Source organism: Hydrogenophaga aquatica (assembly GCF_054780915.1).
Genome location: NZ_BAAGVK010000007.1, coordinates 85,496 through 108,250 on the forward strand (window position 1 = coordinate 85,496; position 22,755 = coordinate 108,250).

At 65.9% G+C, this 22,755-nt stretch carries 24 protein-coding genes; 12 read left to right on the forward strand and 12 right to left on the reverse strand.

Annotation, left to right across the window (positions count from 1 at the left end; genetic code table 11):
- The 5 genes from ACYVHH_RS05315 to ACYVHH_RS05335 all read left to right on the forward strand — a co-directional run bounded on the left by ACYVHH_RS05315 (nt 1) and on the right by ACYVHH_RS05335 (nt 4,692).
- On the forward strand, nt 1–789 hold the full coding sequence (locus tag ACYVHH_RS05315) for a cell division protein FtsQ/DivIB (protein ID WP_460564056.1): 789 nt from the start codon (nt 1–3) through the stop codon (nt 787–789).
- A gap of 19 nt (nt 790–808) precedes the next feature.
- Nucleotides 809–2,038, forward strand: a complete 1,230-nt coding sequence (gene ftsA / locus ACYVHH_RS05320; protein ID WP_460564057.1) for a cell division protein FtsA — start codon at nt 809–811, stop codon at nt 2,036–2,038.
- 166 nt (nt 2,039–2,204) lie between these two features.
- Entirely contained in the window at nt 2,205–3,452 is a 1,248-nt protein-coding gene (ftsZ, locus tag ACYVHH_RS05325) for a cell division protein FtsZ (protein WP_460564058.1), read from the forward strand.
- Between the two features lie 111 nt (nt 3,453–3,563).
- On the forward strand, nt 3,564–4,487 hold the full coding sequence (gene lpxC, locus ACYVHH_RS05330; RefSeq protein WP_460564059.1) for a UDP-3-O-acyl-N-acetylglucosamine deacetylase: 924 nt from the start codon (nt 3,564–3,566) through the stop codon (nt 4,485–4,487).
- A gap of 28 nt (nt 4,488–4,515) precedes the next feature.
- Nucleotides 4,516–4,692 carry a hypothetical protein gene (locus ACYVHH_RS05335; RefSeq protein WP_460564061.1) on the forward strand — a complete coding sequence of 59 codons (177 nt, stop codon included), beginning with the start codon at nt 4,516–4,518 and terminating at the stop codon, nt 4,690–4,692.
- 27 nt (nt 4,693–4,719) lie between these two features.
- Here ACYVHH_RS05335 and ruvC read toward each other — a convergent pair whose 3' ends face one another.
- The 11 genes from ruvC to ACYVHH_RS05390 all read right to left on the reverse strand — a co-directional run bounded on the left by ruvC (nt 4,720) and on the right by ACYVHH_RS05390 (nt 14,693).
- Nucleotides 4,720–5,268, reverse strand: a complete 549-nt coding sequence (gene ruvC, locus ACYVHH_RS05340; protein WP_460564062.1) for a crossover junction endodeoxyribonuclease RuvC — start codon at nt 5,266–5,268, stop codon at nt 4,720–4,722.
- A 28-nt stretch (nt 5,269–5,296) separates the two neighbouring features.
- Nucleotides 5,297–6,052, reverse strand: coding sequence for a monofunctional biosynthetic peptidoglycan transglycosylase (gene mtgA, locus ACYVHH_RS05345; protein ID WP_460564063.1), 756 nt, complete (start codon nt 6,050–6,052; stop codon nt 5,297–5,299).
- Nucleotides 6,049–6,903, reverse strand: a complete 855-nt coding sequence (locus ACYVHH_RS05350; RefSeq protein WP_460564064.1) for an energy transducer TonB — start codon at nt 6,901–6,903, stop codon at nt 6,049–6,051. The genes mtgA and ACYVHH_RS05350 overlap by 4 nt, the downstream gene beginning before the upstream one ends.
- Before the next feature lie 9 nt (nt 6,904–6,912).
- Nucleotides 6,913–8,997, reverse strand: a complete 2,085-nt coding sequence (locus tag ACYVHH_RS05355; RefSeq protein WP_460564065.1) for a ribonuclease catalytic domain-containing protein — start codon at nt 8,995–8,997, stop codon at nt 6,913–6,915.
- Between the two features lie 89 nt (nt 8,998–9,086).
- Complete coding sequence (gene queE / locus ACYVHH_RS05360) at nt 9,087–9,734, reverse strand: 7-carboxy-7-deazaguanine synthase (RefSeq protein ID WP_460564067.1); 648 nt, start codon at nt 9,732–9,734, stop codon at nt 9,087–9,089.
- A gap of 16 nt (nt 9,735–9,750) precedes the next feature.
- A complete protein-coding gene (locus ACYVHH_RS05365) occupies nt 9,751–10,836 on the reverse strand; it encodes a 6-carboxytetrahydropterin synthase (protein ID WP_460564068.1) in 1,086 nt (361 codons plus the stop codon).
- A gap of 16 nt (nt 10,837–10,852) precedes the next feature.
- Complete coding sequence (gene queC / locus ACYVHH_RS05370; protein ID WP_460564069.1) at nt 10,853–11,557, reverse strand: 7-cyano-7-deazaguanine synthase QueC; 705 nt, start codon at nt 11,555–11,557, stop codon at nt 10,853–10,855.
- A 12-nt stretch (nt 11,558–11,569) separates the two neighbouring features.
- Complete coding sequence (locus ACYVHH_RS05375; RefSeq protein WP_460564070.1) at nt 11,570–12,235, reverse strand: 7-cyano-7-deazaguanine/7-aminomethyl-7-deazaguanine transporter; 666 nt, start codon at nt 12,233–12,235, stop codon at nt 11,570–11,572.
- A gap of 134 nt (nt 12,236–12,369) precedes the next feature.
- Nucleotides 12,370–12,552 (reverse strand): hypothetical protein, encoded by a 183-nt coding sequence (locus tag ACYVHH_RS05380; protein WP_460564205.1) that lies wholly within the window; start codon nt 12,550–12,552, stop codon nt 12,370–12,372.
- A 126-nt stretch (nt 12,553–12,678) separates the two neighbouring features.
- Nucleotides 12,679–14,076: a DNA repair protein RadA gene (gene radA / locus ACYVHH_RS05385; RefSeq protein WP_460564071.1), complete on the reverse strand. Its 1,398-nt coding sequence runs from the start codon at nt 14,074–14,076 to the stop codon at nt 12,679–12,681.
- 32 nt (nt 14,077–14,108) lie between these two features.
- A complete protein-coding gene (locus tag ACYVHH_RS05390) occupies nt 14,109–14,693 on the reverse strand; it encodes a YqiA/YcfP family alpha/beta fold hydrolase (RefSeq protein ID WP_460564072.1) in 585 nt (194 codons plus the stop codon).
- 42 nt (nt 14,694–14,735) lie between these two features.
- Here ACYVHH_RS05390 and rodA point away from each other — a divergent pair, with 42 nt between their 5' ends.
- The 5 genes from rodA to ACYVHH_RS05415 all read left to right on the forward strand — a co-directional run bounded on the left by rodA (nt 14,736) and on the right by ACYVHH_RS05415 (nt 20,086).
- Entirely contained in the window at nt 14,736–15,890 is a 1,155-nt protein-coding gene (rodA, locus tag ACYVHH_RS05395) for a rod shape-determining protein RodA (RefSeq protein WP_460564073.1), read from the forward strand.
- Entirely contained in the window at nt 15,887–16,783 is an 897-nt protein-coding gene (locus ACYVHH_RS05400) for an NAD(P)-dependent oxidoreductase (protein WP_460564074.1), read from the forward strand. Before rodA ends, ACYVHH_RS05400 begins: the two co-directional genes overlap by 4 nt.
- 55 nt (nt 16,784–16,838) lie before the next feature.
- Nucleotides 16,839–18,299: a metalloprotease TldD gene (tldD, locus tag ACYVHH_RS05405; protein ID WP_460564075.1), complete on the forward strand. Its 1,461-nt coding sequence runs from the start codon at nt 16,839–16,841 to the stop codon at nt 18,297–18,299.
- Between the two features lie 257 nt (nt 18,300–18,556).
- The gene (locus tag ACYVHH_RS05410) at nt 18,557–19,684 is read left to right on the forward strand and encodes a 3-deoxy-7-phosphoheptulonate synthase (protein ID WP_460564076.1); all 1,128 of its coding nucleotides are present in this window, start codon (nt 18,557–18,559) and stop codon (nt 19,682–19,684) included.
- 81 nt (nt 19,685–19,765) lie between these two features.
- Nucleotides 19,766–20,086, forward strand: a complete 321-nt coding sequence (locus ACYVHH_RS05415) for a hypothetical protein (protein WP_460564077.1) — start codon at nt 19,766–19,768, stop codon at nt 20,084–20,086.
- A 15-nt stretch (nt 20,087–20,101) separates the two neighbouring features.
- On the opposite strand, the gene mpl is transcribed toward ACYVHH_RS05415, so the two are convergent.
- On the reverse strand, nt 20,102–21,541 hold the full coding sequence (mpl, locus tag ACYVHH_RS05420; RefSeq protein WP_460564078.1) for a UDP-N-acetylmuramate:L-alanyl-gamma-D-glutamyl-meso-diaminopimelate ligase: 1,440 nt from the start codon (nt 21,539–21,541) through the stop codon (nt 20,102–20,104).
- A 57-nt stretch (nt 21,542–21,598) separates the two neighbouring features.
- Here mpl and ACYVHH_RS05425 point away from each other — a divergent pair, with 57 nt between their 5' ends.
- Together ACYVHH_RS05425 and ACYVHH_RS05430 are read left to right on the forward strand one after the other, a co-directional pair.
- Nucleotides 21,599–22,201: a hypothetical protein gene (locus ACYVHH_RS05425; RefSeq protein WP_460564079.1), complete on the forward strand. Its 603-nt coding sequence runs from the start codon at nt 21,599–21,601 to the stop codon at nt 22,199–22,201.
- Nucleotides 22,198–22,719, forward strand: coding sequence for a TlpA disulfide reductase family protein (locus tag ACYVHH_RS05430; protein ID WP_460564080.1), 522 nt, complete (start codon nt 22,198–22,200; stop codon nt 22,717–22,719). The genes ACYVHH_RS05425 and ACYVHH_RS05430 overlap by 4 nt, the downstream gene beginning before the upstream one ends.
- The last annotated feature ends 36 nt before the right edge of the window (nt 22,720–22,755 follow it).

The window sequence follows — 22,755 nt, forward strand, 5'->3', positions numbered from 1 at the left end:
GTGGCCGATACCCCCGTCCTTCCCCTCGACGTCCGTGTCATGAACTGGGTGGCCAGCACCCTGTTCGTGGTCGCGTGCGTCCTGGGGCTGGGTGCGGGGGCTTGGTGGATGGCCCGGCACCCAGCGTGGACGCTCGCGGGCATCACCATTGAAGGCGACGTCACGCACCAGAACGTGGTCACGGTACGCGCACACCTCGCGTCCAGCCTGCACGGCAGCTTTCTCACCCTCAACCTGCAGGACGTGCAAAAGTTGTTCGAAGACGTGCCCTGGGTGCGCCAGGCAGTGGTGCAACGGACCTTTCCGAACCGCCTCACGGTCACCATCGAAGAACACCGGCCCGTGGCCTGGTGGGGAGAGGCCGCTGGCGGCCGCCTGGTCAACGACCGGGGCGAGGTTTTCGAGGCCAACCCGGACGACTCCCGCGCGGACGAATGGAGCGAACTCGCCGGGCCCGAAGGCCAGTCGGGGCGCGTCTACGCCTTCTACCAGCAGTTGCAACCGGCGTTCGCCCGCATCGGCCGCGAGATGCGCCGCCTGGAGCTGACCAGCCGTGGCAGCTGGCGCGCCGAGCTGGACAACGGCGCACGGATCGAAATGGGCCGTGGCGACAGCGAGGAGCTGCTGGCTCGCGTGCACACCCTGGTGGCCACCGCCACGCAACTCACACACCGTTACGGCGGGCGCGACATCGAGTCCGCCGACCTGCGTTATCCCAATGGCTATGCCGTGCGCCTGCGCGGTGTGACCACCCTGACCGAAGACAAGACCGGCAAACCCCGGAGTTAAACCAGAGCACACACGCATCATGGCCAAGGAATACAAAGACATCGTGGTCGGACTCGACATCGGCACCGCCAAGATCATGGTGGTGGTCGCCGAAGTCCAGCAGGGAGGGCACCTGAAGCTGGCGGGCCTGGGCGTGGCGCCGAGCAACGGTCTCAAACGTGGCGTGGTGGTCAACATCGACGCCACGGTGCAGAGCATCCAGCAGGCGTTGAAAGAGGCCGAGCTCATGGCCGACTGCCGCATCGGCCGCGTCTACACCGGCATTACCGGCAGCCACATCCGGGGCATCAACTCCAGCGGCATGGTGGCCATCAAGGACCGCGAAGTCACGCCTACCGACGTGGCGCGCGTCATCGAGACCGCCAAGGCCATCAACATCTCCACCGACCAGCGCCTGCTGCTGGTGGAGCCGCAGGAATTCATCATCGACGGGCAGGAGGTCAAGGAGCCCATCGGCATGAGCGGCATCCGCCTGGAGGCCAAGGTGCACATCGTCACCGGTGCGCAGGCGGCGGCCGAAAACATCATCAAGTGCGTGCGCCGCTGCGGGCTGGAGGTGGACCAGCTCATGCTCAACCCGCTGGCCGCCAGCCAGGCCGTGCTCACCGAAGACGAAAAGGAACTGGGTGTGGCGCTGGTGGACGTTGGCGCAGGTACTACGGACGTGGCGATCTTCCAGGGCGGTGCCATCCGCCACACGGCTGCCATTCCCATCGCTGGCGACCTCATCACCAACGACATCGCCATGGCCTTGCGCACGCCCACCAAGGACGCCGAGGACATCAAGGTCGAAAGCGGCTGCGCCAAGCAACTGCTGGCCGATCCCGACCAGCAGGTCGAGGTGCCGGGTCTGGGCGACCGTGGGCCGCGCCTGCTGAGCCGTCAGGCCCTGGCGGGTGTCATCGAGCCGCGCGTGGAGGAAATCTTCGCGCTCGTACAGCAGGTCATCCGCGAGTCGGGGCACGAGGAGCTGCTGTCGTCGGGCATCGTGCTCACGGGTGGCAGCGCCGTGATGCCGGGCATGGTCGAGCTGGGCGAGGACATCTTCCTCAAGCCCGTGCGGCGCGGCATTCCCAAGTACGCCAGCGCGCTCAGCGACATGGTGGCCCAGCCCCGGGCAGCCACCGTCATGGGCTTGCTGGAAGAGGCGCGCCTGGCGCGCCTGCGCGGCCACAAGGTGGCGCAAAAGGCTGGCTCCATGGGCAACGCCCTGGGCCGTATCAAGGACTGGTTTGTGGGGAATTTCTGATGAACAACAACCACCGCGTTCAGCGCCGTTCCACTACCAGTCCCCGCTCACGCGAGGCGCACGTCCGACGAAGTCACGGCGCCAATGCGCCGCCCGGCTGATCCACCGATCCCCGTTTTCAGCAAGTTTTCAGATTCACAGTTTCAAGGCATTCAAGGAGTTTCAAATGAGCATCGAAATGATCGAGGTCGAAGAGTTCAACCGGGGCACGCAAATCAAGGTGATCGGCGTGGGCGGCGGTGGCAGCAACGCCGTCGAGCACATGATCCAGAGCCACGTGCAGGGCGTGGAGTTCATCTGCGCCAACACCGACGCACAGGCCCTGGGCAAGACCGCAGCGCACCGCGTCATCCAGCTGGGCCAGACTGGTCTGGGCGCAGGCAGCAAGCCTGAAAAAGGCCGCGAGGCAGCGCAGATGGCCGAGGCGGACATCCGCAACGCCATCGAAGGCGCACACATGCTCTTCATCACCGCAGGCATGGGCGGTGGCACCGGCACCGGCGCGGCGCCCGTGATCGCCAAGGTGGCCAAGGAAATGGGCATCCTGACTGTGGGCGTGGTGACCAAGCCCTTCGACTGGGAAGGCGGCCGCCGCATGACCAACGCCGACGCGGGCCTGGCCGAACTGGAAGCCAACGTGGATTCCCTCATCGTCGTGCTCAACGACAAGCTGCTGGAGGTGCTGGGCGACGACATCACCCAGGACGAGGCTTTCGCCGAGGCCAACGACGTGCTCAAGAACGCCGTCGGCGGCATTGCCGAGATCATCAACGTCGAGGCGCTGGTGAACGTGGACTTCGAGGACGTGCGCACCGTGATGGGTGAGCCTGGCAAGGCCATGATGGGCACCGCGGTGGCCAGCGGCCCTGACCGCGCCCGCATCGCCGCCGAACAGGCCGTGGCCTGCCCGTTGCTGGAGGGCGTGGACATGAAGGGTGCCAAGGGCGTGCTGGTGCTGATCAGCGCCGCCAAGGGTTCCCTGAAGCTGAACGAATCCAAGCTGGCCATGAACACCATCCGCGCCTTCGCCGCGCCGGACGCGCACGTGATTTACGGCACCGCCTACGATGAGTCGCTGGGTGATGCCATCCGCGTCACCGTGGTGGCCACCGGTCTGAACCGCGCTGGCGCCCGCCAGCCGCTGACCGTGGTGCAGTCGCCTGCCCAGGGCCTGCGCACCGGTACCGACAACATGCCCTTCATTCCCACGCTGAACCAGGCGGTGGGTGGCTCCGGTCTGGCACAGGCCGTGGGCATGGGGCAGGCGCAGCCCGCCATGGGCGGCAACCCCGCCGTGCCCAGCGTGTGGCGCACCCGTGACCGCACCTCCGCTGCGGCCAAGGTGGACGCACTGTCTTCGGGTGGCATGGACGATTTCGAGATCCCCGCCTTCCTGCGCAAACAAGCGGATTGAGGGGTGTAAAGCGTACTCGCTACGCTTTCCATTCCCTCAATCGGCTTTCTCTATTTGGGAGATTGCCGTTCTCTTCAGCAGAGTTGGTGTTGAAAAACTAAAATTGGCAGCATGATTGCGCAACGTACCCTCAAGACCCTGACCAAAGCTGTCGGCGTGGGCCTGCACAGCGGTCAGCGGGTTGAGCTGACGCTGCGCCCTGCCGCGCCGGACACGGGCATTGTGTTCCGCCGGGTGGATTTGCCCGAGCCGGTGGACATTCCGGTCAACGCCATGGCCGTGTCCGACACGCGGCTGGCGTCCACCATCGCCAACGGCGGCGCCAAGGTGCACACCATCGAGCACCTGATGAGTGCCTGCGCCGGTCTGGGGATCGACAACCTCATCATCGACATCACCGCCGAGGAAGTGCCCATCCTCGACGGTTCCGCCGCGTCCTTCGTCTACCTCATCCAGAGTGCAGGCATCGAACTGCAGAAGGCGCCCAAGCGCTTCATCCGCGTCGTACAGCCTGTGGAGGTGCGAGAAGGCGAGGGCCGCAACCTCAAGTGGGCGCGGCTGGACCCTTACCATGGTTACAAGCTGAGCTTCGAAATCGAATTCGACCACCCGGCGGTCAACGCCACCGGGCAGCGCGTGGAGTTCGACCTGGGTACCGGCCAGTACGCGCGCGAGATCGCCCGGGCCCGCACCTTCGGCTTCACCCGCGATGTGGAGATGATGCGTTCGCACGGTCTGGCGCTGGGTGGCGGGTTGGACAACGCCATCGTGATGGACGACGTCAAGGTGCTCAACGCCGACGGCCTGCGCTACCAGGACGAGTTCGTCAAGCACAAGATCCTGGACGCCATGGGCGACCTATACATCGTGGGCAAGCCCTTGCTGGCTGCCTACAGCGCGTTCCGCTCGGGCCACGCCATGAACAACCAGCTGCTGCGCGCTCTGCTGGCCAAACCCGAAGCTTTCGAGATCGTCACTTTCGAGCAGGACAGCCGCGCTCCCAAGGGCTTTGCACAACCCGTGGCTGCCTGGTGATCAGGGCTATGCCGGCACAGGAACGAACATGCTGATCTTCCGCTTCCTCATGTTCTTCCTTCTGGGAGCGTCGGCGCTGTGCTTCGTGTTCTACCTGGGCACCGGCCGCGTGCATTACCGCCGCTGGGGCCTTGTCATCCTCAAGTGGACGCTGATTGCCGCGCTCGCCTTCTTCGCTGTGCTGGCGCTGGAACGCATCGTCTGACGCACTGCCCGGGCAGGGGAAAACCGTTCAGTACACCCGGCCGTCGCGGTACACCGCGTGCGTGCGGGCCTGCGACTTGCTCACCTGGTTGATGGCCTGTGTGGTGCGCGCCACCTGCGCGTGCGTGATGCACAGGCCCAGCGCGTCGGCGGCGTCCTTGCCAGGCAGGCCTGGCAGCTGCAGCAGGCGTTTCACCATCTCCTGCATCTGTGGCTTGGCCGCCTTGCCGTAACCCACCACGGCTTTCTTCAGCTGCAGCGCCGTGTATTCGCTCACTGGCAGGCCGTTGGCCACCAGGGCGGTCAGGCAGCAGCCTCGCGCCTGACCCAGCAGCAGCGTCGCCTGGGGGTTCACGTTCACGAACACGATCTCGCAGGCGGCCACCGTCGGCTGGTAGCGTTTCACCACCTCGGTGATGCCATTGAAGATCACGCCTAGCCGCTCGGGCAGCAGGGCGCCTTCGTCGGGCCGGGTGCGGATGGTGCCGCTGGCCACGTAGCTCAGGCGCGCGCCGTCCACGTCCACCACGCCAAAGCCGGTGGCCTGCAGGCCGGGGTCGATGCCAAGAATGCGCATGGTGCTCTTGTAGCAGAGAATGAGCCGCTCAGGGCAGCTGCACGGCGCCCATGCGTGCAACGATCGTCGAGGTTCGCCCCGCCAGGTAGCTGGAATTCATGCGTTTCTCGAACAACTTGGGCGCAGGCAGAAGCACCGCCAGGCGCGCAGCCTCGTACGCGTTCAACTGGCGCGCGGACTTCCTGAAATAGCGTTGGGCCGCCGCTTCTGCGCCGAACACGCCTTCGCCCCATTCCACGCTGTTCAGGTAGATCTCCAGGATGCGTTCCTTGCTCAGCAAGGCTTCCAGCGCCAGCGCAAGTACCAGTTCCTGCCCCTTGCGCAGCATGCTGCGCTCACCCGAAAGCAGCAGGTTCTTGGCCAGCTGCTGCGTGATGGTGGAACCCCCGACGATGCGCGCCGGGCGCACCTGGCTGGGGTGTCTGGCCTGTGCGGCACGCCTTTCAGCCTGTGCTAGCCGACGCGCGTTCTTCTGCCACGCCGACTCAATGGCTTTCCAGTCCACCCCGCCGTGCGTCACGAAGCTGGCGTCTTCCGATGCGATCACCGCGCGTTTGAGGTGAGGGGATATCTGGCTGTAGTCCACCCATTGCTGCGACCATGTGAAGCGGTCGCCCCCTTGCAGCAGCTGCCAGGCCTCAGAACGCTGGAACGCCGTGCTCTGCGGGGCGAGCACCGCCATGAGTGCAATGCGCCCGACAAAAAAAACCTGCAGCGCGATGCCTGCCAGAAGCAGCCACCCGATCCACGCCCAGAAGGCCCTGAACACACCCGTCTTCTTCATTGCGCGTTCAGTTGCTGGGCTTGCAGGGTTTCTTCCCGCGTGAACCGGAAACGTGAAACCATCACCAGCTGGTCTGCGCGTTGCCGTATGGCTTTGTCAAAAGAACCGAAGCGCAGGCTGCGCACAATGGCCTGCGCGCGGTTGTCGAGCACGTTCTGTCCCGAGCTCTGCAGCACTTCGGTGTCAAGCACCCTGCCGTCGTGGTTCACGGTGATCGCCATGGTCAGTTCTCCGTAGAGCTTGCGTCCGGCAATCTCGGGGAAGTTGCGTGTTCCATGATCCTCGATGCGCAGCTTGACCTGGTGGTAGTACGCCGCGTACGCCTTTTCGCTCGTGGCGGGGCTGATGTAGCGTTTGCGCGGGCGGGCATTCTCTTCGTTGATGCGTCTTTCGATTTCCGCCAGCACCTTCACCAGCGCCTGCCGCTTGCGCTCGCGTTCCTCGGCATCCGGGCGGGACAGGGCGTTCTGGTCGGGCGGGGGCAGGCTGGCCAACTGCTTGCGCATCTGCGCCAGCAGGCGGTTCTGCTGCTCCTTCATGGCCTCTATGCGCCGCTCCTCTTCCTCCAGGGCGTCACCCAGCCGGGCTTGCGCCGAAGGCGGCAGGGGAGAGGTGGCGCGGCCGCGCTCGGCCTCACCGCCGCCGGCCAGGTTGGCCTGGGCGATGGCCTGTGCCTTGGTGGGTTTTTCGTCGCTGCGGGCGTTGACGAGCACCACCTCCAGCGGGGTGTCCTGGAACACCCGGTTGTAGGTCTGCGGCGCCACGAAACGCACCGTCAGCAACGCAGCGTGCGCCAACACGGACACCGCCAGAGCGATCTGCAGGGTGCTGAGTCGGCGCAGGAAGTTCACGGCGTCAAATTATCCAGCAGCGCCGCCGTTGGCACTGCCATTGCCCGCGTCTGCGGGTTTGTCGGCGGGGTCATCGTCGTTCACGTCCATGGCAATGGTCAACGGCGCGGCCAGTTCGGCCTCGTCATCGCCTTCCTCGTCCATGGCTGCGGCCGGTGCCGTCTGGTCCAACCGCTCTATCACCGTACCGCTGATGTCCAGCGAGATGTCGTCTATGGCGCCTAAGCGCACGCGCACCTGGGCGCCGCGCGGCAGGCCGTCGGCCCCCAGCACCGGCAACACCAGCGGCAGCGTGTCGGCGCGCACCAGGTTGTCTTTGATGACAGTGGCGGTGATTTCACTCAACGCGTGCTGCTGCAGGTAGTGCAGCGTCCAGTAACGCTCCATGCCGTTCTGGAACTGGTTGTAGGCGGTGTAGGCGGCGTCGAAGGCGCTGATCACCGAGAACAGCCCGGCGTCTTTCGGCTTGAACGGAGCCACCAGTGCGGCGGTCTTGCCGTGGCGCGCGCAGGCAATGATCTGCCACTGGTTGACCAGGTCGGTGTAGCGGCGCAGGGGCGAGGTGCTCCAGGCGTAGCAGGGCACACCAATGCCTGCGTGGGGCAGAGCCTTGGCGCCCATGCGCACTTTCACGCCCGGCGCCAGGCTGGCCTGGCTGCGGTAGATGCCGGGCACGCCGCTGTCGGCCAGCAATTGGCCCCAGGTGCTGTTGGCCAGAATCATGGCTTCGGCCACCATCAGGTCCAACGGAGCACCGCGGGAACGCGTGCCGATGATGACGGTTTCGTCACCGTGCGGCTCACTTCCCTGCACGCCGTCGAGCTTGAAGGTGTAGTCGGGGCGGGTGAAGGTTTCGGGTTTGCCGCGCACCACTTCGCGGCGGGCTTTGCAGGCCAGCGCCAGGCGGTACAGGAAGGCCAGTTCCGGGCGCAGCGCGGCCACGTCGTCGGCCAGTGGGGCGCCTGCCGGGGCGGCAGGGTCCAGCAGCCATTCAGCGGTGATGGCCTGGTCAAGTTGGTCGTGCCGCAGGTTGTGCTGGATGGGCACCTGCTCCAGGCGCGTGGCGCTGTCGCGTACCGTCAGGTCGGCTTCGTCGATGGTCAGGTACAGAGACAGGGCGGGGCGCGGGCCGCCCGCTTCCAGTGTGTAGGTCTGCACCACCTCATCGGGCAGCATGGTGATCTTGTGGCCCGGCATGTACACGGTGGACAGGCGGTTGCGTGCCACCTGGTCCAGTGCACTGTCTGGCTGGATGGCCAGGCCCGGCGCGGCAATATGGATGCCCAGCGTCACGGTGCCGCTGCCCAGACCCTGCACGCTCAGCGCGTCGTCGATCTCGGTGGTGCTCGAGTCGTCCACCGAGAAGGCGTTGACGCTGGCCAGTGGCAGCTCGTCGGTCACGGGAGGAGCCTGCAACGCAGGGAAGCCGGTGCCCTTGGGGAAATGCTCGAACAGGAAGCGCTGCCAGTGGAACTGGTAGGCGTTGCTGATGGCACCTGCCTTTTGCAGCAGGGCCAGCGGGGCCAGGTGCGTTTCGCGCGCGGCGTGCACCACGGCCTTGTATTCCGGCGCGTTCTTGTCGGGCTTGAACAGGATCTTGTAGAGCTGTTCGCGTACCGGGGCAGGGCACTGGCCTGCGGCCAGTTCGGCAGCCCACTGGTCGATCAGTGCCTGCACCTGTTTTTTCTTCTCGATGGCGGCCAGCGCCTGTTGCAGCACCTCGGCCGGGGCCTTCTTGTAGCGGCCCTTGCCCGCGCGGCGGAAGTAGTGCGGCGCCTCGCTCAGGCGCAGCAGTGCGGCCACCTGCTGTTCCAGCGTGGCCTGTTCGCTGAAGTAGTCGCGTGCCAGGTCGGCAAAGCCGAATTCGTCCTCGGGTGCGAATTCCCAGGCCAGGTCCAGCTCGATGTCGCTCGCCAGCGACTGTGCCGCGTTCATCAGCGCGGACGGTGCGGGTTTGTCGAACTTCAGCAACACGTTGGCCGACTTGACCTTGACGCGCTTGCCCGTTTCCAGCTCCACCTGTAGGGAGCTTTCGGCTTCGGACAACACGCGACCGGTCAGGAACTTGCCGGCTTCATCGAACAGAGCAAACAAAATGGGGCTTTCGGGTGGTGGGGGAACGCAGCGAAAGGGCAGGTCGCTATGGACGCTGCCCAAGGCTCAAGTTTACCGGGGGTGGCCGCTCAGGGTATGCCCAACAGCTTGTGGGTCTGCAGCGACAGGCGCCACTTCGGGTGGGCCATGCAGTGCGCCACGGCGGCCTGGGTGTGCTGCTCGCGCAGCGGGCCGTCCATGGGCTGCAGGAAAAAGTGGCGGAACGCCAGGTGCTCGAACTGCTCGGGCATGGCGCCCGGCTGCGGGAATACCAGCTTGAGTTCGTCGCCTGCCCTGGCCACCAGTTCGCTGCCCGCCTTGGGGCTGACGCACACCCAGTTCAGCCCAGGGGGAATGGGCTGTGTGCCGTTGGTTTCCACGGCGATCTCGAACCCCTGTGCGTGCAGGGCGTCTATCAACGGTGAGTCGAGCTGAAGCAACGGCTCGCCCCCGGTGCACACCACCAGCGGCTTGCCCTGGGCAGAGGCGCCGTTAGGCGCGGGCCAGTGCGAGCGCACGGCCTCAGCCAGCGCCTGGGCCGTGGCGAACTTGCCGCCGCCCGTCCCGTCGGTGCCCACGAAGTCGGTGTCGCAGAAACGGCAAACGGCCTGGGCGCGGTCTTCCTCGCGCCCGCTCCACAGGTTGCAGCCTGCAAAACGGCAGAACACGGCGGCGCGGCCCGCCTGCCCGCCTTCGCCTTGCAGGGTGTAGAAGATTTCCTTGACGGCGTAGCTCATGCTCAGGCCTTGGTGTTCAGATGGGCAAAGCTGCTTCGCTGTCGCCAAGCAATGCCACGGCGCCGCACCCTGGGGTCTCGTGCAGATCCACACGGTTCATTGCTGGCAACTCGCTGCGCGCCTGCCCCAGCACCCAGCGCGCCAGGCTGGCGCAGTCGCAGTCGGGCAGCCCGGCCAGTTCGTGCAGCGGGCGGTGGTCCAGGGCCTTGAAGATGGGGTCAAACAGGCGTTTTACGTCGCCAAAGTCGACGGTCCAGCCCATCACCTCGTCCAGCGGGGCGCACAGGTGCAGGCGCAGCGTGAAGGTGTGCCCGTGCAGGCGTTGAAGCGGGCTGTGCTCGGGCGCATGCCGCAGGCGTACGGCGCTGTCCAGCGTCATTTCTTTCCAGATGCGGTAGTGGTGGCCGTCGTGGCTGGCGCCGCACGATGCGGTTTCAAACACCGTCACCCAGGAGAGTTCCGGTAGCAGCGGCTTGAGCTGGCGCCAGAGCCAGCCCGACATCACCTCGCTCGTCGGGTTTTGCAGGCCGGGGATGTCGTTCAGGCAGGCGTGGTCCAGCAACTGGTGCAGCGGCGCCCACAGGGCGTCCAGCCGGTCGGCGTCCACTGGTGTGGCGCCGCTTTGGCGGGCGTGCAGCAGCACCTCGAAGCCATGTCCATGCATGCGGCCGCATTTGTGCCCTTCCGGCACGTTGGGCAGTTGGTGAGCAGCATGCAAAACGTAACGGCGCCACACGTGGGGCTGGCCCTGGACGTCGATTTCCACGCCGCTGGTACGGGTGCTCTGCACGCTCACCTGTTGCAGGTGCAGACCGTCAACTTGCAGCCGTTGTTGCAGCCATTGGGCCAGCTGCGTGTCGGTGGGGTTGGGCACGTGGTCGTTCAGGCAGGCGTGGTCCAACACCTGCACGCCTGTGGCCAGGTGGCGGCGCAGTTGGTCCACCTCGCCCCCGGCAAAGGCGGCCCAGCCCGCATCAGTGGTGCCGCGCAGGCGGGCCACGAAGCTGTGCCCGTGCAGGCGTTTCTTGGGGTGCCCTTCGGGCAGCGCGTCTATGTACCGGGCGGCCTCAAAGCCCGCCTCGGCGGTATGGAGGATGTGCATGCTCAACCCTCCGCGCTCAGGCCATGCCGAAGCGCACCCACAGCGGGTCCACGTGGCCTGCTTCGGCAAAGCCCTTGGCGCGCAGCAGGCACGAATCGCATCCGCCGCAGGGTTTGCCGTCCGGGCCCGGGTCGTAGCAGCTGCTGGTGAACGCGTAGTCCACGCCCAGGCGCAGGCCTTCCTGAATGATCTGCGCCTTGTTCAGTGCCATCAGCGGGCTGTGGATCTTGAGCTTCTGTGTGCCTTCCACCCCGGCCTTGGTGGCCAGGTTAGCCAGCGTTTCAAAGGCGGCGATGTACTCCGGGCGGCAGTCGGGGTAGCCTGAATAATCCAACGCGTTGACGCCGATGAAGATGTCCGATGCGCCCAGCGTTTCGGCCCAGGCCAGCGCGAAGCTCAGGAACACGGTGTTGCGCGCGGGAACGTAGGTCACGGGAATGCCGTGGCCCATGTCGTCCACCGACCGGCCCTTGGGCACCGCGATGTCGGCAGTGAGGGCAGAGCCGCCAAATTCGCGCAGGTCGATCTGCGCGACCACGTGTTTGGCCGCGCCCAGTGTGCGGGCCACGGCCTCGGCGGCCTGCAGTTCGTGAGCGTGGCGCTGGCCGTAGCTGAAGCTCAGCGCGTAAGGGGTGTAACCCTGTGCCTTGGCCATGGCCAGCACGGTGGTCGAATCCAGCCCGCCGCTGAGCAGGACGACAGCGGGTTTGTTGTTGCTCATGGCGCGCTCCCGTCAGGCGGCCACGGCCTGCGGCGCGGGCTTGAACACCTTCATCAGCGCACCCAGCAGCACGCCGTACAGGGGCAGGAAGCACACCAGGCTCACGCCCAGCTTGGTGAAGTAATCCACCGTGGCAATTTCCACCCAGTGCTCAGCCATGAAGGCATCGCTGCTGTTGTGGAACGCCACCGAGAAGAACAGCACCGTGTCCAGCAGGCTGCCCACCACAGTGGACGCTGCGGGCGCCACCCACCATGCAGCCACCTGGCGCAGCCGGGAAAACACGGCGATGTCGAGCAACTGGCCCGCCACGTAGGCCACGAAGCTGGCCAGCGCAATGCGGAAGACGAAACCGTTGAATGCTGCCAGCGAGGCCCAGCCGCTGAAGGCGCCTTCAAAGAACAGCACCGACACGGCGTAAGAAGCCACCAGCGCAGGCAGCATCACGCGGGCAATCACGCCACGTGCCACCTCTTTGCCGAGCAGGCGAACGGTCAGGTCGGTGGCCACGAAGACCAGCGGGAAGGTGAACGAGCCCCAGGTGGTGTGCAGGCCCATCACCTCGAAGGGGATTTGCACCAGGTAGTTGCTGGCGATGATGAGGGCGATGTGCAAGGCCACGAGGGCCGGCAGGGCAGAGCGGCCGCGCAATTCAGCGGCGCCATGAAGGGAAGCCATGGTGGGGGTCCTTTTTTTTGAAGACAGGATGGGGGCGAGGGAACCCATCGGACGGATCGGCTTGTGGGCCGAAGTATGAAATTTTAACTGCTACCGGTGCGGAGTGTCGACTTTACGGTTTCCGCAGGGATGCTTCATCCGGCAACAGGTTCGTTCTGCGTGGGATGGGCGGGAGATTCTTGTGCCACCGGTTCGGTGTGGGCCTTGCGCTGGGCCTTCTCTTCCTTTTTCTGCTTCTTTTGCAGCTCTCGCTGACGTTTTTCGTACTGGTAGTTGGGCTTTGCCATCTGGAACGCTTTCGTGGTGATGTCGCTCACCATAACACCACGGTTCGCTTGCCGGTATTTTCAGCGAGTACCAGGAACTCCACTTTTCAGCGGTAATCCCGGTATCCCAAATGTTCACGGATGGCTTCTCCAAAACTCCAGCCATTTGCCCATCCGTCACAACTCTCGCACCACCTCCAGCGCTTCCTCGATCCGCTCCACCGGAAAGATGCGCATGCCTTCCAGCGCCTTGGCCAAGGCTGCATCGCTTTTCTTGGGCAAGTTGGCCTTGGGCACCACGGCCACGCTGAAGCCGAGCTTGGCCGCTTCCTTCAGCCGTTCCTGCCCGCGCGGGGCGGGGCGAACCTCGCCTGCCAGGCCCACTTCGCCAAAGGCCAGAAAACCCTGCGGCAGCGCCTTGCCGCGCAGGCTGGAGGTGATGGCCAGCATGGCGGCCAGATCGGCGGCAGGTTCGCTGATGCGCACGCCCCCAACGGCATTGACGAACACGTCCTGGTCCATGCAGGCCACGCCCGCGTGCCGGTGCAGTACCGCCAGCAGCATGGCCAGGCGGTCGCGTTCCAGGCCCACGCTCAGGCGGCGCGGGCTGGGGCCGCCGCTGTCCACCAAAGCCTGAATTTCCACCAGCATGGGCCGTGTGCCTTCCAGCGTCACCAGCACGCAACTGCCGGGCACGGGCTGCGAGTGCTGAGACAGGAAGATCGCGCTCGGGTTGGCCACGCCTTTCAGGCCGCGCTCAGTCATGGCGAACACGCCAATCTCGTTGACCGCGCCGAAGCGGTTCTTGATGGCGCGGATCAGCCGGTAGCTGCTGTGGGTGTCGCCCTCGAAGTACAGCACGGTGTCCACCATGTGCTCCAGCACGCGCGGGCCGGCCAGGGCGCCTTCCTTGGTCACGTGGCCCACCAGCACAATGGCCACACCGCTGGCCTTGGCGGCGCGCGTCAGGTGGGCGGCGCATTCGCGCACCTGCGCCACCGAGCCGGGGGCGGAGCTGAGCTGGTCGGAATACAGCGTCTGGATGGAGTCGATGACGGCGATGGCCGGGCGGTGGGCGTCCAGCGTGGCCACGATCTTTTCCAGCTGGATTTCGGCCAGCACCTTCACCTGGCTTTGTTCCAGCCCCAGGCGGCGCGAGCGCAAGGCCACCTGGGCGCCGCTTTCCTCGCCTGTTACATACAGGGTGGAAAGGTTGCTGCGTTGCAGCGCGTCCAGCGCCTGCAGCAGCAGCGTGGATTTGCCTATGCCCGGGTCGCCGCCTATCAGCACCACCCCGCCTTCCACCACGCCGCCGCCCAAAACGCGGTCCAGCTCGCTCAGGCCCGTGGGCGTGCGCGCCACGTCGGCGGCTTCAATCTCGCTCAGTACCGCAAGTTCTGCGCTGGGCGCCAGGCCCTTGGGGGCGCTGCTCAGGCGGTTCTTGCTGGCGGTGGGGGCTTCAGCCACCACTTCCACCAGGCTGTTCCAGGCGCCGCAATGCGGGCACTTCCCCAGCCAGCGCGGGCTGGTTCCACCGCATTCGTTGCACGCGTACAGGGTCTTGTCTTTGGCCATGGCGTCACTTTAGCAGTCGCCCGCCAGCCCAATCAGGCCAACTGCAAGTGAGCGAACACTTCGTCAATGTGGTCGTCAAAGTCGCTGATGGCGTGGTCGCTGCCTTCCAGCAGTTTCAGGTGAACGCCGGGGTAGCGGCCCACCATCTCGCGCCAGTCCAGCACCTCGTCGCCCTTGGCAATCACTGCCATCACGCGTTCCGGGTGGTGCAGGGTGCCGCCCGCCAGGCCGCGCAGCTCGTCCACGTATTCGGGACGGAAGTAGAAGCGTTCTTCGGGGTTGTGCCACGCAGTCTGCTCGCCTATGTGCTTGGCCAGGTCGCGCGCAGGGTCCACGGCAGGGTTCAGCAGCACGGCGCGGCAGCCGGTGTCCAGCGCCACGCGGGTGGCGTAAAAACCGCCCAGCGACGAGCCCACCACCGCCATGCGGTCGCGCGGCCAGTTGGCGGTGCCCTGGCGTATCAGGGCCATGGCCTCGCGGGGCGAGGGCGGCAATTGCGGGCACCACCAGTGCACTGCGGGGTGGTCGCGTTGCACGCGTTCGGCCACCTTCACGGCCTTCATGGAACGTGGCGATGAGCGGAATCCGTGCAGGTAAAGCAGGTGTGTGGTTGTCATGGCTGTGCAGCTTAACGTCACACCGGGGGATAATCCCGCACCATGGCCGTCGTCATCCAAAAACCTCCTCTCTGGCAACGCGTGGCCCCGGTGTTCCGGGGGTTCGACGGCTGGCTGATGCTGGCCGTGATGATCCTGGCATCCATGGGGCTGGTGGTGATGTATTCGGTCGGTTACGACCACGGCACGCGTTTTGTCGACCATGCCCGCAACATGCTGATCGCCGCGGGCGTGCTCTTCGTGATGGCGCAGGTGCCGCCCCAGCGGCTCATGGCCCTGGCCGTGCCGCTGTACACGGTGGGCGTGGCGCTGCTGATCGCCGTGGCGCTGTTCGGCATCACCAAGAAAGGGGCGCAGCGCTGGGTGAACGTCGGCATCGTCATTCAACCCAGTGAAATCATGAAGATCGCCATGCCGCTCATGCTGGCGTGGTGGTTCCAGAAACGCGAAGGGCAGTTGCGCCCGCTCGACTTCGTGGTGGCCGGGATCATCCTGGCGGTGCCTTCGGCGCTCATCCTGCGCCAGCCCGACCTGGGAACCACGCTGCTGGTTGTGGCGTCCGGCCTGTTCGTGATCTACTTTGCCGGGCTCAGTTGGAAACTCATCATCCCGCCAGTCTTGCTGGGGGCTGCGGGCATCATCACCCTCATCGTCATGGAGCCCCAGTGGTGCCAGCCCGGGGTTGACTGGCACGTGCTGCATGAATACCAGCGCCAGCGCGTGTGTACGCTGCTGGACCCGATGAAAGACCCGCTGGGCAAGGGTTTTCACATTCTCCAGGGCATGATCGCCATCGGCTCGGGCGGTGTCTGGGGCAAGGGCTTCATGCAGGGTACGCAGACCCACCTGGAGTTCGTGCCAGAGCGCACCACTGACTTCATCTTTGCCGCCTTTTCCGAGGAGTTCGGTTTCCTCGGCGTGCTGACCTTGCTGCTGGCCTTCCTGTTCCTGTTCTACCGGGGGCTGCGCATCGCGGTGGAGGCGCCCACGCTGTTCTCCCGCCTGCTGGCCGGGGCGCTCACGCTCATCTATTTCGTCTATGCCTTCGTCAACATGGGCATGGTCAGCGGCATATTGCCCGTGGTGGGGGTGCCTTTGCCGTTCATCAGCTACGGGGGAACGGCCATGGTCACGCTGGGGGCCAGCCTGGGCATCCTGATGTCGATTTCCCGCTCGAAGCGGCTGGTGCAGACATGACGGCAGGCGCCTGGGCCGACGTGGCCGTGGTGGGGGCCGGCAACATGGGCGGCGCCGTGGTGGAGCGCCTGTGCGAACTGGGCTGGCGCGTGGCGGTGAACGATGTGGCAGCCGCAGCGCAGGCGCGTGCCAGCGCGGCAGGTGCGCAGGTGCTTGCCAGCGCGCGGCAGGTGGCCCAGTCGCTCAAGCCCGGGGCTGCCCTGGTGGTGGCGGTGGTGGATGCCGCGCAGACGCGCGACGTGCTTTTCGGCGCCGAGGGCGCGGCCCCGGCCATGCGCCAGGGGCAGGCCGTGCTGCTGTGCCCCACCATCGCGCCGCGGGATGCCGAAGCCATCGCGTTCGAACTGGCCGCCATGGGTGTGGAGACGCTGGACGCCCCCATGTCCGGCGGGCCTGCCCGGGCGCGGGACGGTTCCATGAGCCTGATGCTGGGCGGCCCTGGCGAGCTGCGGCACCGCCACCAGGCCCTGCTCGATGCAATGTCGTCGCGCCAGTTCGTGGTGGGCGGCAGGGTGGGCGACGGCGCCCGCACCAAGCTCGTCAACAACCTGCTGGCCGGCATCAACCTGGTGGGCGCCGCCGAAGCCATCGCCCTGGCCGAGCGGCTGGGCCTGGACGCGGCCCGGACGCTCGATGTGATCGAACAGTCCAGCGGGCAGAGCTGGGTAGGCAGCGACCGCATGCGCCGTGCCCTGGCGGGAGACTTTGCGCCCCGTGCCCACGTGGGCCTGCTGAAGAAGGACACCGCCCTGGCCATCGAGGCCGCTCGCGCCGCCGGTTTCGCCGGCCTGCTGGGCCCGCTGGCGGCCCAGGCCTTCGAGCAGGCGCATGCCGCCGGCATGGCCGACCTGGACGATGCGGCCCTGCTGCTCTGGCTGCGTGGCCAGGCGTAGCGCCTTTGTAACCACGGCCCCGGTGTTGGATCGCGGGCCTTTCTACAATCACCCCATGATCGCGCGAGAACCCACCCTGGCCCGCCTGGCCACCGCCCAGTCCCTCCTGCTGGCCCCTTACGACCTGGACGAGGCGCAACTGCGCCGCGCGCTGGGTGAAATCATGGTGCCCGGCGTGGACGACGCTGACTTGTATTTCCAGTACACCCGCGCCGAAGGCTGGAGCCTGGAAGAGGGCATCGTCAAGACGGGCAGCTTCAGCATCGACCAGGGCGTGGGTGTGCGTGCCGTCAGCGGCGACAAGACCGCCTTCGCTTATTCCGACGACCTCTCCTGGTCGGCCCTGCTGGATGCCGCCCACAGCGTCCGAGCCATCGGTGCCCAGGGGCAGAGCCGCAAGGTGCGCGTGGGGGCGCAGAAGATTGCCAAGGCGCGTTCGCTCTACGAAGCGCACGACCCCATCGCCACGCTCGACAGCACGGCCAAGGTCGCTCTGCTGGAAAAGGTGGAGCAGCTCGCCAAATCCAAAGACCCGCGCATCGTTCAGGTGATGGCGGGCCTGGCCAGCGAATACGATGTGGTGCTGGTGGCGCGTGCCGATGGCACCATGGCCGCAGACGTGCGCCCGCTGGTGCGTCTGTCGGTCACCGTGATCGCCGAGCAGAATGGCCGCCGCGAGATCGGTTCTTCGGGCGGCGGCGGCCGCTTCGGGCTGGACCGTTTCGACGACGAACTCATCAACAGCTACGTGACCGAGGCCGTGCAGGCCGCGCTCACCAATCTGGACAGCCGCCCTGCGCCTGCTGGCGAAATGACCGTGGTGCTCGGGCCCGGCTGGCCTGGCGTGTTGCTGCACGAGGCCGTGGGCCATGGCCTGGAGGGTGACTTCAACCGCAAGGGTTCTAGCGCCTTCAGCGGGCGCATTGGCCAGCGCGTGGCCGCCAAGGGCGTGACGGTGCTGGACGATGGCACCATCGCCGACCGGCGCGGCTCGCTCAACGTGGACGATGAAGGCTGTGCGAGCCAGCGCAACGTGCTGATCGAAGACGGCATCCTGCGTGGCTACATCCAGGACAGCCTGAACGCCCGACTCATGGGTGTCAAGCCCACCGGCAACGGCCGCCGCGAAAGCTACGCGCACCTGCCCATGCCGCGCATGACCAACACCTACATGCTCGGCGGCGACAAAGACCCGCAGGAAATCATCGCCAGCATCAAGAAGGGTTTGTACGCCACCAACTTCGGTGGCGGACAGGTGGACATCACCAGTGGCAAGTTCGTCTTCAGCGCCAGCCAGGCCTGGTGGGTGGAGAACGGCAAACTGATGTACCCGGTCAAGGGCGCCACCATCGTGGGCAGCGGGCCCGAGTCGCTCAAGAAGGTCAGCATGATCGGCAACGACCTGGCGCTGGACAGCGGCGTGGGTACCTGCGGCAAGGAAGGGCAGAGCGTGCCCGTGGGCGTGGGCCAGCCCACCTTGCGCATCGAAGGCCTGACCGTCGGTGGCACCGCCTGATTCGCCAGCGTTGTGCTTTCACGACATACCCGTCAGGCCGCCGTCATGAAGTTTGTGCTACATTGATACACATGAAAGCCACCCGCTTTTACTTTGCCTACTTTTGGTTCTCACGCGTCACCGACGGAAGAGAGAGTCGAGCCTAGGCGAAAAAAGCCCGCAGCCCTCAAAAAACCGTCGGTGAACCCGGCGGTTTTTTTTTGCCTTCGTTCTTTACCCCATTCCATCCACGATTCCCAACCTTCAGGAGCAGCACGATGAACAAGTCCAACACGAAGTCCGGCGCCACCGACGTCTGGTATGCGCATCCCGCCGACCGCACCAGCCAGACCGACGACCAACGCATCCAGGACATCACCGTGCTGCCTCCGCCCGAACACCTGATCCGCTTCTTCCCCATCCGTGGCACCGCCATCGAGAAGCTCATCGCCAAGACCCGCAAGTCCATCCACGACATCCTGCACGGCAAGGACGACAGGCTGCTGGTGATCATCGGCCCCTGCTCCATCCACGACCCTGCTGCGGCGCTGGACTATGCCCGCCGCCTGAAGGAAATGCGCGAAAAGTACAGCGACACGCTGGAAGTCGTGATGCGTGTCTATTTCGAGAAGCCGCGCACCACGGTGGGCTGGAAGGGCCTCATCAACGACCCGTACCTGGACGAGAGCTACCGCATCGACGAGGGCCTGCGCATCGCGCGTCAGTTGCTCATCGAGATCAACCGCCTGGGCCTGCCGGCCGCCAGCGAGTTCCTGGACGTGATCTCGCCGCAGTACATCGGCGACCTGATCGCCTGGGGCGCCATTGGCGCGCGCACCACCGAAAGCCAGGTGCACCGCGAGCTGGCCTCCGGCCTGTCGGCGCCCATCGGGTTCAAGAACGGCACCGACGGCAACATCAAGATCGCCACCGACGCCATCCAGGCCGCGGCACGCGGGCACCATTTCCTGTCGGTCCACAAGAACGGGCAGGTGGCGATCGTGCAGACCAACGGCAACAAGGACTGCCACGTGATTCTGCGCGGTGGCAAGACACCCAACTACGACGCGGCCAGCGTGGCCGCCGCTTGCAAGGAGCTGGAAGCCTCGAAGCTGCCGCCCACCCTGATGGTGGACTGCAGCCATGCCAACAGCAGCAAGCAGCACGAACGGCAAGTGGATGTGGCGCGCGACATTGCCGCACAAATTTCAGGGGGATCGCGCCACATTTTCGGGGTGATGGTGGAAAGCCACCTCAAGGGCGGTGCCCAGAAGTTCACGCCTGGCAAGGACGAAGTGGGGCAGCTCGAATACGGCAAGAGCATCACCGACGCCTGCATCGACTGGGACGCGTCCGTGGAGGTGCTGCAGACGCTGAGCGACGCGGTGCGCGCACGGCGCGGCTGATGGCGGGTTGAGGGCTTGTACGGGGTGGGGCATCTGGGCACAATCAACCCAGATGCCGCAACCGTCACAGGAGACCGATACATGCGCAGCCAAGTGATCGTCAGCTGGGGAGAGACCGCAACCTACACCTTCGACTTGGACGAGGTGCAGCCCATGCCCCACGACATGGCCAGGTCGTGGCTGGACCAGCAGTTCACCGAGCTGGGGTGCGAACCCATCCGCCTGACAGGCAAGGTGCTGCTGGCCGACAAGGTACTGGCGGTGGCGCAGGCGGTGGGCCCTGACAGGTTTTCAGACGACGCGCACCGGGCGTGGGCCAATGTGTATGCCCGCGCGGTGAGCGCCATGCTGGCCAAGCCCGTGGTGCGGGTGGACGTGCCCGCCTTGAGCGTCAGCTACTGACCCTCGTCGCATGGCTCACTGCGTTTTGGGGCGCAGTGCGTCCAGCAGCTTCTGGTGCACGCCACCGAAGCCGCCATTGCTCATGCACAGGATGTGATCGCCCGGCCGGGCAGCGGTCACCACGGTTTGCACCAGGGTGTCGATGCGGTCCGCCACGCTGGCGCGGTCGCCCATGGGGGCCAGGGCTTCGGCGGCATCCCAGTCCAGCCCCGCGCTGTGGCAGAAGGCCAGGTCGGCATGCTCCAGGCTCCAGGGCAGCTGTGACTTCATCGTCCCCAGCTTCATGGTGTTGGAGCGTGGCTCGAACACCGCGAGGATGCGTGCCTGCGCATGGCCTTGCTGGTCGAGCTGGCGGCGCAGGCCGTCCACCGTGGTTCGGATGGCGGTGGGGTGGTGGGCGAAGTCGTCGTACACGGTGATGGTGCCCTGCGGGCGTTCGATGTGCCCGCGCACTTCCATGCGGCGCTTCACGTTCTGGAACAGGCTCAAAGCTTCGGCCGCCAGGGCGGGTGATACGCCCACGTGCTCGGCCGCGGCAATGGCGGCCAGGGCGTTGAGCTGGTTGTGCGTACCGCTCAGGCTCCAGCGCACGCGCGCCACCTCGCGGCCCTGTTGCAGCACGGCAAAGTCGTTGGCCTCGCCCTCGGCGCAAAAGTCGCTCACCGCTGCGCCAAAGCTGCGTTGTTCGCTCCAGCAACCCATGTGCAGCACGCGTGCCAGACTTTCTTCCAGGCCGTTGAACACCACCCGCCCCTGGGATGGCACAGTGCGCACCAGGTGGTGGAACTGGCGTTCGATCGCGGCGAGGTTGTCGAAGATGTCGGCGTGGTCGAACTCAAGGTTGTTGAGCACGGCCGTGCGCGGGCGGTAGTGCACGAACTTGCTGCGCTTGTCGAAGAAAGCAGTGTCGTATTCGTCGGCTTCGATGACAAACGGTGAGCGGTCGGGGGGACACGGAGCAGAACCCGACGCTCCCCATCCGCCCAGGCGCGCGGATACGCCAAAGTTCAGCGGCACACCCCCTACCAGGAAGCCCGGCTGCAGCCCTGCGTGCTCCAGAATCCAGGTCAGCATCGAGGTGGTCGTGGTCTTGCCATGTGTGCCCGCCACGGCCAGCACGTGCCTGCCTTGCAGGATGTGCTCGCTCATCCACTGGGGGCCGCTGGTGTAGCGGGCGCCGGCATCGAGGATGGCTTCCATCAGCGGGAACTTGGGCGAGCCGTCGGGCAGGCGGGCTCGCGACACCACGTTGCCGATCACGAACACGTCGGGGTTCAGGGCCATCTGGTCGGCGCTGAAACCTTCGATCAAATCGATGCCGAGTGCGCGGAGCTGGTCGCTCATGGGTGGGTAAACACCCGCGTCGCAGCCTGTGACCTTGTGACCAGCTTCGCGGGCCAGGGCGGCCACGCCCCCCATGAACGTGCCGCAAATGCCAAGAATGTGTATGTGCATGGCGGTGATTATCGGCGGCCAGGTCCGGGTTTTGCGGCGGGCGGCACAATAGCGGTCATGGATACCGAGAAACAGGAAATCGCGGCCACGGCGGCAGCGCTGGTGGTGGACGAAGGCCTGGATTACGGCAGCGCCAAGCGGCGTGCGCTCAAGGCTCTGGGCCTGCCCGCACGCACCCCGTTGCCCGACAAGTACGAGGTGGAAGCGGCCGTGCGCGAGCACATTGCCATCTTCCACGCCGACACCCAGCCCGGCGAGCTGCGCGAGCTGCGCGAACTGGCCCTGGAGTGGATGGAACGGCTGGCCGAGTTCCAGCCCCTGGTCGGCGGGGCGGTGTGGCACGGCACGGCCAACCGCATGAGCGACATCCAGTTGCAGCTCTTCAGTGACGACCCCAAGGCGGTGGAAATCTGGCTGCTCAACCGGGGGGTGGACTACGAAGCCCGCAGTACGTCTGGCTTGCATGGCCGCGAAGTGCCGGTGTTGAGCGTGCGCAGCCGCAGCCAGGCGCTGCAGGAGTGGGTGGGCGTGCACCTGCTGATCCACGAAACACGCGACCAGCGAGGCGCTCTGCTGCCCGACGAACTTGGGCGCAAGCCGCGCGGTGACGCGCAGGCGCTGCGAAACTTGCTGGCCACAACGGAGTCGGACCCCTCATGAACCGAAGACATGTGTTGACAGGCGGCGTGGCCGCCGCCGCCGCGCTGGCAGGGGCTGGTTGGGCCTGGTGGCGCTACCAGCCCCATGAGGTGGCGGATGGCGCGGTGGATACCCTGTGGGGCCAGCAGTGGGAAGGACCGCAAGGCCAGACCGTGCGCATGGCGGATTTTCGTGGGCAGCCTTTGTTGCTGAACTTCTGGGCCACGTGGTGCCCCCCCTGCGTGGAGGAGCTGCCGTTGCTCAACGCCTTCTACCGTGAACAGCAGAGCAGGGGCTGGCAGGTGCTGGCACTGGCGGTGGACCAGGTAGGCCCGGTACGCAAGTTCCTGGAGCGCCTGCCGCTGGCGTTTCCGGTCGCCATGGCGGGCCTTTCTGGCGTCGATTTGAGCAAGCAGCTGGGCAACACCGGCGGAGGCCTTCCCTTCACCATCGTGTTCGACCGGGCGGGCGGGGTGGCGGAGCGCAAGATCGGACAGGTCCACGCCGAAGACCTGCAGGCCTGGTTGCAGCGCGTCTGACCGCTGGCGCCGAATGGCGGCCCAAACCCTGGGCTC

Excerpts from the sequence above, each read along its gene's own strand:
- ftsA (WP_460564057.1), top strand. The coding sequence starts at position 809 with ATGGCCAAGGAATACAAAGACATCGTGGTCGGACTCGACATCGGCACC.
- ftsZ (WP_460564058.1), top strand. The coding sequence starts at position 2,205 with ATGAGCATCGAAATGATCGAGGTCGAAGAGTTCAACCGGGGCACGCAA.
- lpxC (WP_460564059.1), top strand. The coding sequence starts at position 3,564 with ATGATTGCGCAACGTACCCTCAAGACCCTGACCAAAGCTGTCGGCGTG.
- ACYVHH_RS05335 (WP_460564061.1), top strand. The coding sequence starts at position 4,516 with ATGCTGATCTTCCGCTTCCTCATGTTCTTCCTTCTGGGAGCGTCGGCG.
- ruvC (WP_460564062.1), bottom strand. The coding sequence starts at position 5,268 with ATGCGCATTCTTGGCATCGACCCCGGCCTGCAGGCCACCGGCTTTGGC.
- mtgA (WP_460564063.1), bottom strand. The coding sequence starts at position 6,052 with ATGAAGAAGACGGGTGTGTTCAGGGCCTTCTGGGCGTGGATCGGGTGG.
- queE (WP_460564067.1), bottom strand. The coding sequence starts at position 9,734 with ATGAGCTACGCCGTCAAGGAAATCTTCTACACCCTGCAAGGCGAAGGC.
- ACYVHH_RS05365 (WP_460564068.1), bottom strand. The coding sequence starts at position 10,836 with ATGCACATCCTCCATACCGCCGAGGCGGGCTTTGAGGCCGCCCGGTAC.
- queC (WP_460564069.1), bottom strand. The coding sequence starts at position 11,557 with ATGAGCAACAACAAACCCGCTGTCGTCCTGCTCAGCGGCGGGCTGGAT.
- ACYVHH_RS05375 (WP_460564070.1), bottom strand. The coding sequence starts at position 12,235 with ATGGCTTCCCTTCATGGCGCCGCTGAATTGCGCGGCCGCTCTGCCCTG.
- radA (WP_460564071.1), bottom strand. The coding sequence starts at position 14,076 with ATGGCCAAAGACAAGACCCTGTACGCGTGCAACGAATGCGGTGGAACC.
- ACYVHH_RS05390 (WP_460564072.1), bottom strand. The coding sequence starts at position 14,693 with ATGACAACCACACACCTGCTTTACCTGCACGGATTCCGCTCATCGCCA.
- rodA (WP_460564073.1), top strand. The coding sequence starts at position 14,736 with ATGGCCGTCGTCATCCAAAAACCTCCTCTCTGGCAACGCGTGGCCCCG.
- ACYVHH_RS05400 (WP_460564074.1), top strand. The coding sequence starts at position 15,887 with ATGACGGCAGGCGCCTGGGCCGACGTGGCCGTGGTGGGGGCCGGCAAC.
- tldD (WP_460564075.1), top strand. The coding sequence starts at position 16,839 with ATGATCGCGCGAGAACCCACCCTGGCCCGCCTGGCCACCGCCCAGTCC.
- ACYVHH_RS05410 (WP_460564076.1), top strand. The coding sequence starts at position 18,557 with ATGAACAAGTCCAACACGAAGTCCGGCGCCACCGACGTCTGGTATGCG.
- ACYVHH_RS05415 (WP_460564077.1), top strand. The coding sequence starts at position 19,766 with ATGCGCAGCCAAGTGATCGTCAGCTGGGGAGAGACCGCAACCTACACC.
- mpl (WP_460564078.1), bottom strand. The coding sequence starts at position 21,541 with ATGCACATACACATTCTTGGCATTTGCGGCACGTTCATGGGGGGCGTG.
- ACYVHH_RS05425 (WP_460564079.1), top strand. The coding sequence starts at position 21,599 with ATGGATACCGAGAAACAGGAAATCGCGGCCACGGCGGCAGCGCTGGTG.
- ACYVHH_RS05430 (WP_460564080.1), top strand. The coding sequence starts at position 22,198 with ATGAACCGAAGACATGTGTTGACAGGCGGCGTGGCCGCCGCCGCCGCG.